This window comes from Citrobacter amalonaticus, assembly GCF_018323885.1.
Taxonomy (GTDB): domain Bacteria; phylum Pseudomonadota; class Gammaproteobacteria; order Enterobacterales; family Enterobacteriaceae; genus Citrobacter_A; species Citrobacter_A amalonaticus.
Window position 1 is genome coordinate 40087 of the sequence record NZ_AP024585.1, and the last position, 15693, is coordinate 55779.

Annotated in this window: 15 protein-coding genes; 6 read left to right on the top strand and 9 right to left on the bottom strand. The window is 52.6% G+C overall.

From position 1 onward, the window contains the following. The first annotated feature begins 8 nt into the window (after window positions 1-8). A complete protein-coding gene (gene uhpC / locus KI228_RS00195; RefSeq protein WP_042323459.1) occupies window positions 9-1337 on the top strand; it encodes an MFS transporter in 1329 nt (442 codons plus the stop codon). 143 nt (window positions 1338-1480) lie between these two features. Next, the gene (gene uhpT, locus KI228_RS00200) at window positions 1481-2872 is read left to right on the top strand and encodes a hexose-6-phosphate:phosphate antiporter UhpT (RefSeq protein WP_042323457.1); all 1392 of its coding nucleotides are present in this window, start codon (window positions 1481-1483) and stop codon (window positions 2870-2872) included. A 77-nt stretch (window positions 2873-2949) separates the two neighbouring features. On the opposite strand, the gene adeD is transcribed toward uhpT, so the two are convergent. Further along, window positions 2950-4716: an adenine deaminase gene (gene adeD, locus KI228_RS00205; protein ID WP_042323455.1), complete on the bottom strand. Its 1767-nt coding sequence runs from the start codon at window positions 4714-4716 to the stop codon at window positions 2950-2952. A gap of 175 nt (window positions 4717-4891) precedes the next feature. Between adeD and KI228_RS00210 the strand changes: the two genes are divergently transcribed. Both KI228_RS00210 and KI228_RS00215 read left to right on the top strand, forming a co-directional pair. After that, complete coding sequence (locus KI228_RS00210; protein WP_042323453.1) at window positions 4892-6226, top strand: NCS2 family permease; 1335 nt, start codon at window positions 4892-4894, stop codon at window positions 6224-6226. 52 nt (window positions 6227-6278) lie between these two features. Further along, window positions 6279-6731 (top strand): DUF1198 domain-containing protein, encoded by a 453-nt coding sequence (locus KI228_RS00215; RefSeq protein ID WP_042323451.1) that lies wholly within the window; start codon window positions 6279-6281, stop codon window positions 6729-6731. A gap of 68 nt (window positions 6732-6799) precedes the next feature. Here KI228_RS00215 and KI228_RS00220 read toward each other — a convergent pair whose 3' ends face one another. Further along, window positions 6800-7123 carry a helix-turn-helix domain-containing protein gene (locus tag KI228_RS00220; protein ID WP_042323449.1) on the bottom strand — a complete coding sequence of 108 codons (324 nt, stop codon included), beginning with the start codon at window positions 7121-7123 and terminating at the stop codon, window positions 6800-6802. Beyond that, window positions 7107-7466 carry a type II toxin-antitoxin system RelE/ParE family toxin gene (locus tag KI228_RS00225; RefSeq protein ID WP_042323447.1) on the bottom strand — a complete coding sequence of 120 codons (360 nt, stop codon included), beginning with the start codon at window positions 7464-7466 and terminating at the stop codon, window positions 7107-7109. Before KI228_RS00225 ends, KI228_RS00220 begins: the two co-directional genes overlap by 17 nt. A 212-nt stretch (window positions 7467-7678) precedes the next feature. Between KI228_RS00225 and nepI the strand changes: the two genes are divergently transcribed. Further along, entirely contained in the window at window positions 7679-8872 is a 1194-nt protein-coding gene (gene nepI, locus KI228_RS00230) for a purine ribonucleoside efflux pump NepI (RefSeq protein WP_042323445.1), read from the top strand. Window positions 8873-9029: 157 nt separating this feature from the next. Here nepI and KI228_RS00235 read toward each other — a convergent pair whose 3' ends face one another. The 5 genes from KI228_RS00235 to KI228_RS00255 form a co-directional block, all read right to left on the bottom strand. After that, window positions 9030-10409 carry a carbohydrate porin gene (locus KI228_RS00235; RefSeq protein ID WP_042323442.1) on the bottom strand — a complete coding sequence of 460 codons (1380 nt, stop codon included), beginning with the start codon at window positions 10407-10409 and terminating at the stop codon, window positions 9030-9032. A 200-nt stretch (window positions 10410-10609) separates the two neighbouring features. After that, entirely contained in the window at window positions 10610-10912 is a 303-nt protein-coding gene (locus tag KI228_RS00240; RefSeq protein ID WP_008786514.1) for a PTS lactose/cellobiose transporter subunit IIA, read from the bottom strand. 12 nt (window positions 10913-10924) lie between these two features. After that, window positions 10925-12307: a glycoside hydrolase family 1 protein gene (locus KI228_RS00245; protein WP_042323440.1), complete on the bottom strand. Its 1383-nt coding sequence runs from the start codon at window positions 12305-12307 to the stop codon at window positions 10925-10927. 20 nt (window positions 12308-12327) lie between these two features. After that, on the bottom strand, window positions 12328-13659 hold the full coding sequence (locus KI228_RS00250) for a PTS sugar transporter subunit IIC (protein ID WP_042323438.1): 1332 nt from the start codon (window positions 13657-13659) through the stop codon (window positions 12328-12330). A gap of 12 nt (window positions 13660-13671) precedes the next feature. Next, window positions 13672-13986, bottom strand: a complete 315-nt coding sequence (locus KI228_RS00255) for a PTS sugar transporter subunit IIB (protein WP_042323435.1) — start codon at window positions 13984-13986, stop codon at window positions 13672-13674. 292 nt (window positions 13987-14278) lie between these two features. On the opposite strand from KI228_RS00255, the gene KI228_RS00260 reads away from it, so the two are divergent. Then, a complete protein-coding gene (locus tag KI228_RS00260) occupies window positions 14279-15235 on the top strand; it encodes a LacI family DNA-binding transcriptional regulator (RefSeq protein WP_042323433.1) in 957 nt (318 codons plus the stop codon). 35 nt (window positions 15236-15270) lie between these two features. On the opposite strand, the gene KI228_RS00265 is transcribed toward KI228_RS00260, so the two are convergent. Beyond that, a complete protein-coding gene (locus KI228_RS00265) occupies window positions 15271-15564 on the bottom strand; it encodes a YicS family protein (RefSeq protein ID WP_042323431.1) in 294 nt (97 codons plus the stop codon). Between the last annotated feature and the right edge of the window lie 129 nt (window positions 15565-15693).

The following is a 15693-nucleotide window of genomic DNA, read 5'->3' on the forward strand; positions in this document are numbered from 1 at the left end:
GAGCGACGATGCTGACCTTTTTCAAGGCGCCGGTGAATGCGCCGCAGTTAACGGACAAGCGCGAGATCGACGAACGCTACCACTACTGGCGTCGCCATATCCTGCTGACTATCTGGCTGGGCTACGCCCTGTTCTACTTCACCCGTAAAAGTTTTAACGCTGCCGTGCCGGAAATTCTCGTCAGCGGCGTGTTAACCCGGAGTGATATTGGCCTGCTGGCGACACTGTTTTACATCACCTATGGCGTGTCGAAATTCGTTTCCGGCATCGTCAGCGATCGTTCCAACGCTCGCTATTTCATGGGGATCGGGTTGATTGCCACCGGTATCGTGAACATTCTGTTTGGTTTTTCCTCTTCGCTTTGGGCATTTGCCCTGCTGTGGGCGCTGAATGCTTTTTTCCAGGGCTGGGGCGCACCGGTGTGCGCGCGTCTGCTGACGGCGTGGTATTCACGCAATGAGCGCGGCGGCTGGTGGGCTATCTGGAATACCGCGCACAACGTTGGCGGTGCGCTGATCCCCATTGTTATGGCCGCTGCAGCGCTGCACTATGGCTGGCGTGCCGGGATGATGTTGGCCGGAACGCTGGCGATTGTCGTCGGTCTTTTTCTCTGCTGGCGACTGCGTGACCGTCCACAGGCCGTGGGATTACCCCCGGTGGGCGACTGGCAGCACGACGCGCTGGAAATCGCCCAGCAACAGGAAGGCGCAGGGCTGACCCGCAAAGAGATCCTCACCAAATACGTACTGCTCAACCCTTACATCTGGCTGCTGTCGTTGTGTTATGTGCTGGTGTACGTGGTGCGTGCGGCGATCAACGACTGGGGCAATCTGTATATGTCCGAGACGCTGGGGGTCGATCTGGTGACCGCCAACATGGCGGTAACGATGTTTGAACTGGGAGGCTTCATTGGTGCGCTGGTGGCGGGATGGGGATCGGACAAACTGTTCAACGGCAACCGTGGCCCGATGAACCTGATTTTTGCCGCCGGGATTTTGCTTTCGGTGGGCTCACTGTGGCTGATGCCGTTTGCCAGCTATGTGATGCAGGCGGCTTGTTTCTTCACGACCGGATTCTTTGTCTTTGGCCCACAGATGCTGATCGGGATGGCGGCGGCGGAGTGCTCGCACAAAGAAGCGGCAGGCGCAGCAACCGGGTTTGTGGGACTTTTCGCCTATCTCGGCGCATCGCTTTCTGGCTGGCCGTTGGCACAGGTGCTGGAAATCTGGCACTGGACGGGGTTCTTCGTCGTTATTGCTATCGCCGCCGGTATCTCCGCTCTGTTATTACTCCCGTTCCTCAACGCCCAGGCTCCTCGCGAAGCCAGGGAAGCGTGATGCAGCTCACTTTTTTACCGCGAGTGGGGCAAAACTAAGAAATTTTCCCGGTTTCGCCTGGACGCTGTCTCAGGCGGGTCTCCCGACGGATTTTTACAATGCCTGCCATTCGCAGGTATAAAAAATGAGCTCGGGAGTGTCCTATGCTGGCCTTTCTAAACCAGGTGCGTAAACCGACCCTGGATCTGCCGCTCGATGTGCGGCGCAAGATGTGGTTCAAACCGTTTATGCAGTCTTATCTGGTGGTCTTCATTGGCTACCTGACCATGTATTTGATCCGCAAGAACTTTAACATCGCCCAGAACGATATGATTACTACCTACGGGTTGAGCATGACGCAACTGGGGATGATTGGTCTGGGATTCTCCATCACCTACGGCGTGGGTAAAACGCTGGTTTCCTATTACGCTGACGGCAAAAACACCAAGCAGTTTTTGCCGTTTATGCTGATCCTTTCCGCGATTTGTATGCTCGGCTTCAGCGCCAGCATGGGAACCGGCTCCGTAAGCCTGTTCCTGATGATCGCCTTCTATGCCCTGAGCGGTTTCTTTCAGAGCACCGGCGGTTCGTGCAGCTATTCCACTATTACCAAATGGACGCCTCGCCGTAAGCGCGGTACGTTTCTCGGCTTCTGGAATATCTCTCATAACCTCGGCGGCGCAGGCGCGGCAGGGGTAGCGCTGTTCGGTGCGAACGTGCTGTTCGACGGTCATGTGATCGGGATGTTTATCTTCCCGTCGATTATCGCCCTGATTGTCGGCTTTATCGGTCTGCGATTCGGTAGCGACTCGCCGGAATCTTACGGTCTCGGCAAAGCTGAAGAGCTGTTTGGCGAAGAGATCAGCGAAGAGGATAAAGAGACTGAAGAAAATGACATGACCAAATGGCAAATCTTTGTTGAATATGTACTGAAAAACAAAGTCATTTGGCTGCTGTGTTTCTCCAACATTTTCCTGTACGTAGTGCGTATCGGTATCGACCAGTGGTCCACCGTTTATGCTTTCCAGGAGCTGAAACTGTCCAAAGAGGTGGCGATTCAGGGCTTTACCTTGTTTGAGGTGGGCGCGCTGGTCGGTACGCTGCTGTGGGGCTGGCTCTCGGATCTGGCGAATGGTCGTCGTGCGCTGGTGGCCTGTGTAGCGCTGGCACTGATCATCGCGACGCTTGGCGTCTATCAACATGCCAGCAACCAGTATGTCTATCTCGCGTCACTGTTTGCGCTCGGTTTTCTGGTGTTTGGCCCACAATTGCTGATTGGCGTGGCGGCGGTGGGCTTTGTCCCGAAAAAAGCCATCGGCGCAGCGGACGGTATCAAAGGCACCTTTGCGTATTTGATTGGCGATAGCTTTGCCAAGTTAGGTCTGGGAATGATTGCCGACGGTACGCCCGTGTTTGGTCTGACCGGCTGGGCGGGTACCTTCGCCGCGCTGGATGCCGCTGCGATTGGCTGTATTTGCCTGATGGCGATGGTCGCCGTCATGGAAGAGCGCAAAATCCGTCGGGAAAGAAAAATTCAGCAGTTAAGAACCGCTTAAGTGTGTAGTTGGTAACAGGTTGCCCAGCCTGTGCGCTGGGCTTTTTTATGCCTGTTTCTGGCGATAGTTGACTGAAATCAGTCAGCGATCTCATGAGAGGTGAAAGTAAACGTTTCGCCATCAAAAAGTCCCATACTGGTGAGTTTTAGGGCGGGGATCACCGGTAAGGAGAGAAACGCCATCTGGATAAAAGGCTCATCGGGCAGTGTGCCACATTCACGACCTGCCGCTTTTAGCGCATCGATTTGTCCAGCCAGCGAATCAGCGGTGTCGGTACTCATTAATCCGGCAATCGGCAGCGGTAAATGGCATTGCACCTGACCGTTACGGACGACGCAGAGCCCGCCGCCATCTTCAATCACCTGATTAACCGCCAGCGCCATCTCTTCAGCGCTGCAACCGATCACCACAATATTATGGCTGTCATGGCTGACCGTCGCCGCCAGCGCGCCTTCACGCAGACCGAATCCGCCTAATAAACCGTAGGCCGGGGGCGACTGTTGCCCGTAGCGCTCAAGCACGGCGATATAGCAAATATCATGGCGATCGAAACCCTCAGCGGTGCACATGCAGGCACTGGCGCTCGTTACCAGTTCGTTAGGGATAACATCAATCACCCGATAGCGTTTGCCGGGGGTGAAATGCAGCGCAAAGTCATCTGCGCAGACGGGGCGTCGTGCAATGGTGTTGCCATAGGGGGGGACAGTTTGCGCCAGCCTTGCCGGTTCTTCAGCTTTCAGGCGTTCGGCATCAATAGGTTCCCCTTTGATAAACACTTGCTGTATCACTACGTTGCGGGCATCGCTGAGCAGGATAATATCCGCCTGTTTTCCTGGAGCCAGTAAGCCAAGATGGTGCAATCCAAAGTGACGTGCCGCCGACCAACTGGCGACGCGGTAAGCGACGTGAAGCGGGACGCTATGCTGCAAAATGAGTCGGCGAATCAGTGCATCAATATGCCCTTCATGCGCGATCTCCCAGGGGTTACGGTCGTCGGTGCAAAGTAAGCACTGTGGGCTGTTGAAGTCATTGATGAGCGGAGCCAGCGCGTCTAGGTTGCGGGCGGCGGAACCTTCGCGGATCATCAGCGCCATCCCGAGTTGCAGTTTGCGGCGCCCCTCCTCCAGAGTGTAGCTCTCGTGGCAATTCTCGATCCCGGCGGCGACGTAGGCGTTGAGCGCCTTACCGTTCAGTCCAGGACAATGGCCATCCAGCGTCAGATGACGGAAAGCATCCATTTTGTCGAGCAACGCATTTTGTCCGGCGATGACGCCCGGATAATCCATCACTTCCGCCAGCCCGGCGACCAGCGGGTGATCGCGCCAGATCAGCATCTGGTCGAGGGTGAAACGCGCGCCATTCACATCACATCCCTCCAGGGCCGGAACGCAGGAACTCACCTGAAGATACTGATTCTGCTTCGCCAGTTCGGCGCAGCGGACAAACCAGGAAAACCCCTTTTCGCCCATCACATTGACGATTTCATGCGGATCGCAAACGACGGTGGTGAGCCCACGCGGCAGCGTTGCGGTTTCAAATGTGACCGGCGTCATCATGCTGGATTCAATGTGCAGATGTGAGTCGATAAAGCCGGGAACTGCCGTTGCGCCGTGGGCATCAACACGCCGCCGTGCCGGGGCGTCACGATACTCTGCCCCAATGCCCGCGATATGTCGCCCTTTGGTCACAATGGGACCTGTCATTTCCCCGCCATTAATAATATCGAGAAGGATGACATTATCAATAATATAATCGGCAACCGATTCACCGCGCGCAACGGCTAACAATTCCTGCTGTTCCTGACGGCTAATATAATGAAATTTATGATTTATGATGTTATTCATATTTTTCTCGTTTTGATTTTATCATTTTGATTATTATTTATCACACGTAAATGCTGGGTAATTATTTAAAGTTTATCGATTAACGGGCGTTGGCATTGTGATTGCAATCACTGAATTAAATATGAGAGGTGTTTTAAATGAGACCTGATTATATCTTCATTAATGGATGAAAAAGATGAATAATGATGTCAGTGATGACGTGAAAAATGATTCAAATCATCTTTCGCGATTATTTAAATTGCACCAGCATGGCACCGACGTGCGGACAGAAACGATTGCCGGAATGACGACTTTTTTAACGATGGTGTACATTGTATTCGTGAATCCGCAAATACTTGGGGCCGCACAGATGGATCCCAAAGTGGTGTTTGTCACCACGTGCCTCATCGCTGGCATTGGCAGTATCGCGATGGGGCTCGTCGCTAACCTTCCCGTTGCATTGGCTCCGGCGATGGGATTGAACGCGTTTTTTGCCTTTGTGGTGGTGGGAGCGATGGGCGTGAGTTGGCAAACGGGAATGGGGGCCATATTCTGGGGGGCAGTCGGATTATTTTTACTCACACTTTTTCGCATTCGTTACTGGATGATTTCCAATATCCCGATTAATTTACGTATCGGTATCACCAGCGGTATCGGCTTATTTATTGCGTTGATGGGGTTAAAAAATGCGGGCGTTATTGTTGCGAATAAAGAGACTCTGGTGACCATTGGTAACTTAAGTTCCCACAGCGTATTACTGGGTATTTTAGGTTTCTTTATTATTACCGTACTGTCATCGCGTCAATTTCATGCTGCGGTGCTGATCTCCATTGTCGTCACCTCCTGTTGCGGGTTGTTTTTTGGTGATGTTCATTTCAGCGGTATCTATTCTATGCCTCCCAGTATTAGCGGGGTGACAGGAGAGGTAGATTTAAGCGGTGCGTTGTCGCTTAATCTGGCCGGGATTATCTTTTCATTCATGCTCATCAATTTGTTTGATTCATCAGGAACATTAATTGGTGTGACGGATAAAGCCGGGTTGATCGACAGCGAGGGTAAGTTTCCTGGCATGAGGCGGGCGCTGTATGTTGACAGTGTGAGTTCGGTAGCCGGGGCGTTTATCGGCACCTCTTCCGTGACGGCCTACATTGAGAGTACCTCGGGCGTGGCGGTTGGTGGACGCACCGGTCTGACGGCCGTCGTGGTTGGCATACTCTTCCTGCTGGTGATGTTTTTTTCTCCCCTGGTGGGTATGGTCCCCACTTATGCGACAGCAGGGGCGCTGATTTTTGTCGGCGTGCTAATGACCTCAAGTCTCTCTCGCGTTAACTGGGATGATTTTACCGAGTCGGTGCCCGCGTTCATCACTACGGTGATGATGCCTTTTAGTTTCTCCATTACCGAGGGGATTGCGCTTGGCTTTATGTCGTACTGCATTATGAAAGTGTTTACCGGACGCTGGCGGGAGCTAAACCTCTGTGTCATTACGGTTGCGGTGCTTTTCGCGCTGAAAATCATTCTGGTGGATTAGTATTCGCGGGCCGTTTCCAGATATCATGAGCGCTGATAAAGCAGGAGAACTCATGGTCTGGATAATGCTGGCCACACTGGCGGTGGTGTTTGTAGTCGGGTTTCGGATCCTCACTTCCGGATCCCGGCGGGCGATTCGCCGCTTGAGCGAGCGTCTGAATATTGATGTGGTGGCAGTAGAATCGATGATCGATCAGATGGGAAAAGCGCAGGGAGAGGCATTTATGCAGTATCTCCACCGCCCCGACGAGTCCCATCTGCAAAACGCCGCTCAGGTCCTGTTGATTTGGCAAAGTGTCATTGTCGACGGCAGCGAGCAGAATCTGTTGCAGTGGCATCGTCTGCTGCAAAAGGCCCGACTGGCCGCGCCGATCACCGACGCGCAGGTGCGTCTGGCGCTCGGTTTCTTACGCGAGGTCGATCCAGACAGGCAGGACATCAATGCGTTCCAGATGCGTTACAACGCCTTTTTTCAGCCCGAGGACGGTGTGCACTGGCTGCACTAAGATCAATAGAGATGATGACTGTCATTGACTGAGCCGAGGATATTGATCATGAATCATGCCCTTCACTGTTACACCAGAACTTTTAATCCATGCTTCTGGACAACGCTCAGCAGTTTGAGGGACATCCCGCTGGGGCGTTTCGCGCCGCTCTCCCATTTTTGCACAGTTGACACGCTGGTGTTCAGGTAATGAGCAAACACGGGTTGGCTAACGTTGAATTTTTCGCGTAGTGCTTTAATTTCAAGTGGCAGGAGATCGTCGACCTGGCTCAGACAGGCTTTGTCGAAATTGCGCATCGTTTCCTGAGGGATTGCCTCAACGTTATATAACCCTGATGCTGCGCTGTGGATAGCTTCGAAGGCTGGGCTTTTAAAGTTATTTTTTACCGTCATCGCAAACCTCTACCAGTTCTTTACTCTTAATCAACGCCGTAATGTTGTCATCAGTCAAACGAGCGTAATGTTTTGCTAACTCACGAAAGCCCGCCAGTTCGTTGGCAGTAATATTTGTCATGTCCTGTTTGGCATACAAAAACGTGTAAAACCAGTGGTTGCCACCCTTCGCGAGGATAATCGCGCGGTCACGGTTCTGGTTTAGGCGCTTTTTAAAAACGCCGCCTCCCAGATCGTCTGCCTGTCCCTGCAAAGTGGCTTCAATTGCCTGGCATAACGCCTCATCTTTGATGGCATGGGCTTTTGCTTCCCTGGAAAACCATTTGGTTTTGAATACACGCATCGGAGACATCCTGTAACCGTAAGTATAGCACCTGGTGGTATATTATGTGTTTCAAAACGATGTTAACTAACCTTTTCGGTAGAAATTTCACCTTTGCGAAGCTTCTCGAAAGCGACAGTGCAAACAAAGAAAGTTGACAAAACGTTAAATCCGTCACAATAAAAATGTTAAACTGCGTAACTTTCCCACCAGAAATCGACGCAGATTGCAAAATGAGTGAATGTATCGAAGAGAAAACCCGCGCTGATGTTGTCGCACGTCCAAACTGGTCGGCGGTGTTTGCCGTGGCGTTCTGTGTAGCCAGCCTGATTACCGTTGAGTTTTTACCCGTCAGTCTGTTAACGCCGATGGCGCAGGATCTGGGTATCTCGGAAGGCGTTGCCGGACAGTCGGTGACCGTCACCGCGTTTGTCGCCATGTTTGCCAGCCTGTTTATCACTCAGATCATTCAGGCCACTGACCGTCGCTACGTCGTGATTCTGTTCTCCTTGTTGCTGACCCTCTCCTGTCTGCTGGTCTCCTTTGCCGATTCCTTCGCGCTACTGCTGGTGGGACGCGCCTGTCTGGGACTGGCGTTGGGTGGATTCTGGGCGATGTCGGCCTCGCTGACCATGCGACTGGTTCCGCCGCGTACGGTGCCGAAAGCGTTGTCGGTGATTTTCGGTGCCGTCTCCATCGCGCTGGTCATTGCCGCTCCGCTGGGCAGTTTCCTGGGGGGAATCATCGGCTGGCGTAACGTCTTTAATGTGGCGGCGGTGATGGGCGTGCTGTGTATTGTCTGGTTGGTGAAATCGTTACCGTCGCTGCCCGGCGAGCCTTCTCATCAGAAGCAAAACATAGTCAGCCTGCTGAATCGTCCGGGAGTGATGGCGGGAATGATTGCCATCTTTATGTCCTTTGCCGGACAGTTTGCGTTCTTCACTTATATCCGCCCGGTGTATATGAACCTGGCGGGTTTTGATGTCGATGGCCTGACGCTGGTGCTGTTAAGCTTTGGGATCGCCAGTTTTGTCGGCACCTCGTTGTCGTCGGTGATTCTCAAACACTCAGTTAAACTGGCGCTGGCCGGTGCGCCGCTGGTGCTGGCGCTGAGTGCGCTGGTGCTGACTCTGTGGGGCAGCGACAAGATCGTCGCGGCAAGCATTGCGATTATCTGGGGGCTGGCGTTTGCGCTGGTGCCGGTGGGATGGTCAACGTGGATCACCCGATCGCTCGCCGATCAGGCAGAAAAGGCTGGATCCGTCCAGGTCGCCGTGATCCAGCTTGCCAATACCTGTGGGGCCGCGGTGGGAGGCTATGCACTCGATAACCTTGGCCTGCTGTCGCCCCTGATACTCTCCGGCAGCCTGATGCTGCTGACGGCGCTTCTGGTGGCAGCGAAAGTTCGCATAAAGGGTATGCAATGACCTCAACCCTCTTTGAGGGTTCCTTCACGTAGGCCGGTTAAGGCGTTAACGCCGCCATCCGGCATTATGCCCGGTAGCGCGTTGCTTACCGGGCCTACGTGACTGTAGGCCGGATAAGGCAGTTATGCCGCCATCCGGCATAACGCAATAATGCCAATCAGAACCACGCTTCCCACATCGCGCCGACGTTGAAATCGTCCAGCGTTTCGTCATCTGTGCCGTTCACACGGGCGGTGCGGTCGTTATCCACTTTGCCGCCGGTGACATAGAAGCGCAGCATTGGACGGAATTCCGGTCCCATCGCAATCGACATGTTCTGCGACAGCGTCAGCTTCCAGCCTTTGTTATCGCCGCCGTTGTCATAATCGACACGCTGATAGCCTGCTTCCAGCCAGGTGGAATGCACGTCGTTCCAGAAGTACATTGGACGCACAATGGCACCGTAGTTCTTACGATTTTCACTCTGATCGGCACTGTTATCGTAGTCATGGAATGCCAACAGGTATTCAACCTGCGCCTGCTGCGTAAACTTATGGCTTCCTTCGAAGCTGGCGTAAATCGCGGTCAGGTCGTCGGTTTTGTTGTAAACGCTGTTGTCGGAGTTATCAGAGTAACGGGCGATCACTTTGTTGACGCCGCTGTCATTGGTATGGCTCACCACAAACGCGCCCTGCCAGGCCTTCAGGCGATCGTCGGTGTCGACGGCTTTCGAGTCAAAGCCGTAGTTGGCGTAGATTTCCAGATCCAATGGACCGAGTTTCATGCCGTGAATTTTTGAGGTAACGGCGTAGTTTCCTTTATCACCGGTGCCGGAACCGCCGGTACAGGTGATACGTGACGGGTTGGCTTCATCTTCCATCACTTCGGGGCTGCACGATTCAACGGCGGCCACGGTGGCCACGTCAAACTGTACGCCGCCAATATCGAAGTTCTTCACCCCGGCACCCTGGCCGTCGTGGTTCATCCAGAAGTAGTCGTTGATCCCCTGTTGCGGACGCTGGTGGAAGTCGCGACCGGCCCAGATATAGGCGTTCGGGTTGGATTCCAGGACGTTGGTGACTCCCGCGTAAGCTTTCTTGAGGTTCACCTCGTCGCCCCAGTGGTCGATCATCACGTTGATATCCCAGATCGCGCCGTTGTCGCCTTTGAACGCTTTGGAGAGCTGGAATTCGCCGCCGTTGCCTTCGTTACCCAGACGACCAATGGCGGATGCGCCGTTATAGGAACCATCAACGCCCACATATTTCTGATCGCCACTCTGGAACTGCGCGCCATAACGTGCATAGCCGCTGAATTTCACACCGAACGGGATGGCCATATCCGGTGACTGTGCGGCGCTTTGCGGCTCGTTAATGATATCGGTTTTTTTCGCCACAGCAGCGTCCATTTTCGCCTGTCGTTCCGCAAGGGCTTTATCTACGGCTTTGGCGACGATGGCGTCGATTTGTTCCTGAGTAAATTCCTGCGCGAGTACAGAAATTGGGCAAAGCGCGGCCACGACCGCCATGGCTAATGGAAGTTTTTTTATCATGTTCATGGTTATCTCATTTACGTTTTATCCTTCAGTTTGCATTAAGCATCCTGAATAGATGAGCGCATTAATTTATTTTAAGATAATAACCATCCCGCCTCGGTGTAATTCGCTATCACCAAAACAAGTTGATCTGTTATTTATATAGAGGTACAGGTAATATTTATTTAATCGTAGTGACGTCTCCGTTTATTATTTAATTCAAATTAACGTTGATAGAGGTGAATAATTTCTTCTGACAATTCGCGAGCTAACAGCGATGTCATTAAGTGATCCTGCGCATGCACCATAATTAACGTCATAGGTTGCCGGGCTTCCCCGGCATCCTGTTCGATCAATTTGGTTTGCATGTGGTGAGCCTGACGGGCGTAGCCGTCAGCCTCCCGAAGCAGGCTTTTCGCTTCGTCAATGTTGCCTGCGCGCGCGGCATGCAGCGCCTCGAAGCACAGACTACGGGACTGTCCGGCATTGACGATAATTTCCATTACTGCTTCTTCTAATGCAATCATTGTCTGTATCTCTTAATCGAATCCATTGTGTTCGGCGGTATTAGCGAACCACTCGCCGCTCTTTTTCACCGTACGTTTTTGCGTGTCTAAATCTAACTGTACAAAGCCATAGCGGTTTTTATATCCGTTGAGCCATGACCAGTTATCAATAAAGGTCCACATATGGTAGCCAAGACAATGGCAGCCCTCGCTAATGCCTTTATGCAGCCATTTAAGATGTTCAGAAACAAATTCAATACGGTAGTTGTCGTTAATTTGTCCATCCTGAATAAAGCGCTGTTCGTTTTCTACGCCCATTCCGTTTTCAGAAATAAAGCAGCGCGGGTTGCCGTAATTATCACGCAGGTTCGTAATAATATCGTAAATACCCGGCTCATAAATTTCCCACCCGCGATAAGGGTTCATTTTGCGGCCTGGCATTTCGTAGTAATCAAACAACCACTCCGGCATAAAAGGCGCATTCAGATTGACTGCGGTATCACGGCATTTCACCCGACGCGGCTGGTAGTAGTTAATCCCCAGCAGGTCGATTTTGCCATCGGCAATCAGCTGTGCGTCACCCGGTTGGCAGGCTGGCAACTGATCGTACTCTTTTAGCAATGCCACCAGATCCGCCGGATATTCCCCTTTCAGCACCGGGTCGAGGAAACTACGATTAAACAGCAGATCGGCATGGTGCGCGGCTTTCACATCCGCCGGATGTTGTGAACGCGGATAGGAAGGCGTCAGGTTGAGCACCACGCCAATTTCCCCATCGTTGTTGCCCGCGCGGTAAGCGCGAACCGCCGTCGAGTGGGCCAGCACGGTGTGATACGCCACGGTCGCCGCACGCCTGAAATCCACTACGTTCGGGTAATGGAAGTCATACAGATAGCCGCCTTCCACTGGCACAATTGGCTCATTGAAGGTGAACCAGTGCTTAACGCGGTTGCCGAACAATTTGAAACACGTCTGCGCGTAGCGGCCAAAGGCCTCCACGACGTCACGGTTTTCCCAACCGCCTTTTTCCTGCATCACCATCGGCATGTCGAAGTGAAACAGCGTGATAAACGGCGTGATGCCCTGCGCCAGCAGTTCGTCAATGACATTGTTATAGAACGCCACCGCCTCAGGATTCACCTCGCCCGTACCGTCAGGAATCAGGCGTGACCAGCTTAGCGAGGTACGGAAGCTGTTATGTTTTAACTGCTTCAACAGCGCGATGTCCTGTTTCCAGTGCTGATAAAACGTCGAGGTGTTCGCCGGGCCAACCCCCTGATGGAAACGACCTGGCTGGCGGTCGAACCACACATCCCATGTGGTCTGGCTTTTGCCGCCGTTCAGGCTATCCCCTTCGGTTTGCAGCGCTGAGCAGGCACTGCCCCACCAGAAGTTTTCAGGAAAACGGTATCTCATTGTTCTGACTCCTTGATTCATTATGAGTTGCTACGGGCAGCGTTCGCCACGGAGACGGCATCCTGGGCTTTTTGCTCTTCTGTTTTCATCAGGGAACGTTCGTAAGCACGCAGGAACGGGAGGTAAATCAACGCTGACATCACCATGCAGATCAGGCACATCACCACCGGACTAAAAGCCCAGTTTGCCGCCCACGATGCGCCAATCGGTGCGGGCGTGGTCCACGGTGTCAGTGACACCACCTGATCCAGCCAGCCCAGACGGGTCGCTGTGTAAGCCAGTACGGCGTTGATCATGGGCACGAAGACGAACGGGATAAACAGCATCGGGTTCATGATGATCGGCGCACCGAACAGAATAGGCTCATTAATGTTGAAGAAGCTAGGGACAATCCCCATTTTGCCAATAGTCCGCAGATGGGTAACGCGACTGCGCAGCAGCAGGAAGGCCAGCGGTAAAGTCGAGCCCACACCGCCGATCAGCAGGTAGTGATCCCAGAAACCTTGCAGATAAACATGCGGCAATGCGACACCCGCTGCAAGGGCAGCCTGGTTTGCCGACAGGTTTGCCATCCAGAACGGGTTCATAATGCCCGTGACGATCAGTGAGCCGTGGATACCGGCAAACCAGAAAATCTGGCACATCAGAACCGAAAGCAGGATTGCCGGCAGGGAATCAGAGGCTGAAACCAGCGGTGCCAGCAGGTGCATAATCGCCTGCGGAATAATCATTCCGGTCTGCGCTTCAATAAACAGGTTTAGCGGATGAAGTGTCGCAATGACCACCAGAACCGGAATGAGGATTTCAAACGAACGGGCGACGCCGGTCGGGACCTCTTTCGGCAGACGGATCGTGATGTTGTGCTGCTTCAACCATGCATAGACGCGGGTGGAATAGATGGCGGTGATCAGCGCGGTAAAGATCCCCTGACCGGAAAGGTACTGCGTGGAGATTTTCCCGTCGGCATACGGCGCGGCGACGAGCAAAAAGGCCATAAACGCCAGCAGGCCGGACATAATCGGATCGAGATTAAACTGACGCCCCAGACTGGCGCCAATTCCCACGGAGATGAAGAACGTCATAACGCCCATGCTGAGGTTAAACGGCAGCATCAGCTGTTCACGGTATGTGGCGGAAAAATCGAGCCAGCCACGGGCAAAACTATTGGTGGTTTCGGCAGAGAATGGCGGAAAAATAAACACCAGCATGAACGAGCCGATGATCATAAACGGCAGCGCCGCGGTAAAACCATCACGAATCGCAATCACATATTTCTGCTGGCCCAGTTTACCGGCAAGAGGCGTGATGGATTGTTCTATGACAGCAACCATTGACTGATATAACGAACTCATAATGACACCTTTCTAATGTGCCGCTTCAATCAGCGACAGAGCAAAATCCAGCACCTTGTCACCGCGTTGCATTCCGTAATCCTGCATATCAATGGCTTTTACGGGGATGTTTTGGGTGGCAGCCTTCTCTGAGAGCGTGTTAAGCATGTATTTTACCTGGGGGCCAAGTAACACCACCTGGTAGTTTGGAAACTGAATGTCAAATTCGGAAACGCCATATGCATCAATTTGTACTGGCAGCTTCCGCTCTTCTGCGGCTTCGACCATTTTACGAACCAGCAGACTGGTGGACATCCCTGCAGAGCAACACAACATAATCCTGAACATTATTAACCATCCTCAAAATGTAAAAACTTATTGCGAGTCTGATTTGATATCATACGGAAACCGGTTTCCATACGAAGCAAACGGAACTGTGACAACCGTCAAGATCTTATTCTTATAAGGCTAATTATTTGGATTTAGCTCACGGTTTTGTCGCTATTTCACGCTTTTTGAGTGGAAACGGAAAATCGGTTTCCATGAAAAAAGGAAACGGCTATACTGCAGATGGTGAATATTTGAGCCAGTGTTAAATTCAGGATTAAAGGAGCCAGGCAGGCTCTGTCAGGGGAGAATGATGTCTACTATCAACGATGTATCGCGTTTGGCTGGCGTGTCTAAAGCCACGGTGTCGCGCGTGTTGAGCGGATCGCGTGGCGTGAAGGAAGCCAGTCGCCTTGCCGTGTTAAAGGCGGTGGATGAGCTGAACTATCGTCCGAATGTGATTGCCCAGTCACTGCTCAGTCAGAGCACCGGTTGCATAGGCGTAATTTGTGCGCAGGACAACATCAACCAGACGACGGGCTACCTTTACGCGCTGGAAAAGCACTTGAGCCAGCATCAGAAACATTTGTTGCTTCGTTTTGCCAACACCAAAGCGGAAGTGATGAGCGCCCTCGATGAATTAAGCTGCGGCTTGTGCGACGACGTACTGATTATTGGTGCGCGCTTCCCGCTGAATATCAGCCAGGAAAACGTCATTCTGGTGGACTGTCTGGAAGCGGGCGATGATGTGACCAGTATTCAGTTTGACCATGCCTTTGCCACCGAAACGGCCTGTAACTACCTGATTAGCCAAAATCGTCGGCAAATTGCTCTCATCCATCCTGAAGGCATGGGGTTTTCCGAACAGGTGTTGCTCGGTTACAAACATGCGCTGGAGAAGAATTTCCTGCCCTTTAATCGCAACCTGGTCTTTATGGAAGCGACGTCTTCTTCGGTGGCGTTGCAAGAGCTGTTAAATAACGCCTCCACGCTTAACTTTAACGCGCTGCTGGTGGCGGATGAGCAGCAGGCTCAGCGGGTGATCCCGCAATTGCAGGCGTTTAATAAGTCGGTTCCTGAAGACATTATGATCTTCAGCCTTGCCGGTTCGCTACATCTTCCGGGGATCCCGACCATCCCGGCAATCGAATACTCCATGGATGCGATGGCGGCGCGGATAGTCAGTTGGTTGAATGAAAAAACGCAAAGCATGTTGGGATCGTATGTGTTGCGCGGCGACTTAATCATCCCGGATATTCGCCAGCGGTAAAGTTCATTATCGGGCGTGAAGCGCGGGCTTCACGCTTACATGTCCGGGCATTCCACTTTGCCGAGCGCTTCCCAGTAGTTACTCTGATTATTCCTTTCCATTGCTAACGCCGCCTCGCGGATGTGCTGCTGATTTCCTTCATTCGCCATGATCGTTTTTTCCCACGCCTCGTCAGAAGGTGAACCTTGCGGCGTACAGATCTTGCGTAGGTCCTTGAGTATCGTATTTTTCTCGTGCGCGGTCTGCAGTGCGCCGTAAGGCGAGTCGGCCTGTGCCAGAGCTGGCAGTAATAAAAGGGTAGCAATGATCGGTAAAACGGCTCGTTTCATGGTAATAATCCTTGTAGTCGATGCGCATCATTTCAAGAGTAAGTGTAGACGGTGTACGACTCCCTCAGCAGCCCGTACTAAAGTTGGAAAAAGCTTCAGCCGAAAGTTTTAATTTTTCAGGAGGATAGA

Coding starts and splice junctions, on each gene's coding strand:
- uhpT (WP_042323457.1), top strand. CDS start 1,481: ATGCTGGCCTTTCTAAACCAGGTGCGTAAACCGACCCTGGATCTGCCG.
- KI228_RS00215 (WP_042323451.1), top strand. CDS start 6,279: ATGGTCTGGATAATGCTGGCCACACTGGCGGTGGTGTTTGTAGTCGGG.
- KI228_RS00220 (WP_042323449.1), bottom strand. CDS start 7,123: ATGACGGTAAAAAATAACTTTAAAAGCCCAGCCTTCGAAGCTATCCAC.
- uhpC (WP_042323459.1), top strand. CDS start 9: ATGCTGACCTTTTTCAAGGCGCCGGTGAATGCGCCGCAGTTAACGGAC.
- KI228_RS00240 (WP_008786514.1), bottom strand. CDS start 10,912: ATGATTGCATTAGAAGAAGCAGTAATGGAAATTATCGTCAATGCCGGA.
- KI228_RS00235 (WP_042323442.1), bottom strand. CDS start 10,409: ATGAACATGATAAAAAAACTTCCATTAGCCATGGCGGTCGTGGCCGCG.
- nepI (WP_042323445.1), top strand. CDS start 7,679: ATGAGTGAATGTATCGAAGAGAAAACCCGCGCTGATGTTGTCGCACGT.
- KI228_RS00265 (WP_042323431.1), bottom strand. CDS start 15,564: ATGAAACGAGCCGTTTTACCGATCATTGCTACCCTTTTATTACTGCCA.
- KI228_RS00245 (WP_042323440.1), bottom strand. CDS start 12,307: ATGAGATACCGTTTTCCTGAAAACTTCTGGTGGGGCAGTGCCTGCTCA.
- adeD (WP_042323455.1), bottom strand. CDS start 4,716: ATGAATAACATCATAAATCATAAATTTCATTATATTAGCCGTCAGGAA.
- KI228_RS00210 (WP_042323453.1), top strand. CDS start 4,892: ATGAATAATGATGTCAGTGATGACGTGAAAAATGATTCAAATCATCTT.
- KI228_RS00250 (WP_042323438.1), bottom strand. CDS start 13,659: ATGAGTTCGTTATATCAGTCAATGGTTGCTGTCATAGAACAATCCATC.
- KI228_RS00225 (WP_042323447.1), bottom strand. CDS start 7,466: ATGCGTGTATTCAAAACCAAATGGTTTTCCAGGGAAGCAAAAGCCCAT.
- KI228_RS00255 (WP_042323435.1), bottom strand. CDS start 13,986: ATGTTCAGGATTATGTTGTGTTGCTCTGCAGGGATGTCCACCAGTCTG.
- KI228_RS00260 (WP_042323433.1), top strand. CDS start 14,279: ATGTCTACTATCAACGATGTATCGCGTTTGGCTGGCGTGTCTAAAGCC.